Origin of the sequence: Vibrio sp. D431a (genome assembly GCF_030248655.1) — a bacterium.
GTDB classification, from domain to species: domain Bacteria; phylum Pseudomonadota; class Gammaproteobacteria; order Enterobacterales; family Vibrionaceae; genus Vibrio; species Vibrio alginolyticus.
Window position 1 is genome coordinate 1 of record NZ_JAHGAP010000108.1, and the last position, 552, is coordinate 552.

General features: G+C 42.2%; 1 protein-coding gene. It reads left to right on the forward strand.

Going from position 1 to position 552, the window contains the following annotated elements; translation table 11 throughout:
* A partial coding sequence (locus tag KJB35_RS28290; RefSeq protein WP_285469903.1) for a hypothetical protein occupies nucleotides 1-203 on the forward strand: 203 nt, incomplete at its 5' end.
* Nucleotides 204-552 lie beyond the last annotated feature (349 nt).

Below are 552 nucleotides of genomic sequence, written 5' to 3' on the forward strand. Positions count from 1 at the left end.
GCGTTAGTACGGGTTTGGCATCAAAGGTCATAAGTTTTGGTGTTTATCTGTTTTGGCGCTCGTCTTTACACCTTTCAGTTAGTGCCTTTCACGTTCTTTCCGGTGGCACTATATGCGGAGTATTTGCTTTGACTTCACCGTTTACGGCTTCTAACTCTGAGCCTATTTCTTTGGTGCTTCTTCATTTTCGTGGTGGTTTTTGAGAGAACCTTGATTACTGTTAGCGTGGCTGTTCAAGTACGAGGAAAGAATCCTTTTCTAATTTGAAGTTAATGAAAGTAGGGCAGTTCAGTACGTTTTTCTTCTAGCCAACTCTCGTTTCTTAACCGAGTTTAAGTTTTGTAGCTGCCCGTCTCACTTCAGTGTTCAAAGCCTTTCATATCATGCCACTTTTCAATATCTTGGAGCGCACAAATAGAAGTAGCGCATGTACTAACAAATTGCTTAAGAGTGATTCGTAACGCGTGGCATTTTTACTTTGCGGTGGCTTATGTGATTAAGGCGCTGTGCGGTAGCTTTTGTATTGCGTTACTCACACCTTAGCAAGGCGTT